This window comes from Nocardia sp. NPDC058666 (assembly GCF_042714895.1).
Classification (GTDB): domain Bacteria; phylum Actinomycetota; class Actinomycetes; order Mycobacteriales; family Mycobacteriaceae; genus Nocardia.
Genome location: NZ_JBHXRY010000073.1, coordinates 1 through 532, shown reverse-complemented (window position 1 = coordinate 532; position 532 = coordinate 1). Strand labels below are relative to the sequence as shown.

The 532-nt window shown below is 76.7% G+C and carries 1 protein-coding gene; it reads right to left on the bottom strand.

The annotated features are described in order from the left end of the window. The coding region (locus ACFWVD_RS28540; protein ID WP_379247987.1) for a nucleotide disphospho-sugar-binding domain-containing protein at positions 1–532 on the bottom strand (532 nt) is incomplete at both ends.

Here is a 532-nt window from a genome sequence, read left to right as displayed (position 1 = left end):
GACCGTCTCGGCCGGGGTGGGCAGGGCCGCGTTCTGCTCCCGGAGGCGGGCGGCCGCCTCGCGCAGGGCCGGGTCGGTGATGAGCCGGGTCAACAGCGGGGCGTCGACGTCGTCGGAGGCGGAGCGCAGGGCGGCGCCGGTGGCGGTGAGGGCGTCGGCGTTGGTGAAGTGGTCGGCGCCCTGGGGAAGCAGCAGCTGGGGCAGGCCGGCCTGCAGGGCGGTGAGCAGGGTGCCGGATCCGCCGTGGTGGATCAGCGCGTCGGAGGCGGTCAGCAGTTCGGCGAGCGGCACCCAGGGCAGCGGGCGGACATTGTCCGGGAGGGTGCCCAGCGGGCCGAGGTCGGCTCCGCCGACGGCGAGCAGGAACTCGGCGTCCACCAATGCGGCGGCCTCGATCAGGCGGACGATGGCGCGGACGCCGTCCAGCTCGGCCAGGACGGTGCCCAGGGTGACGGCGACGCGCGGGCGGCCGCCGCGCCGCAGGAGCCCGGCGGGGACGATGCCGCCGCCGTTGTAGGGCAGGTAGCGCATG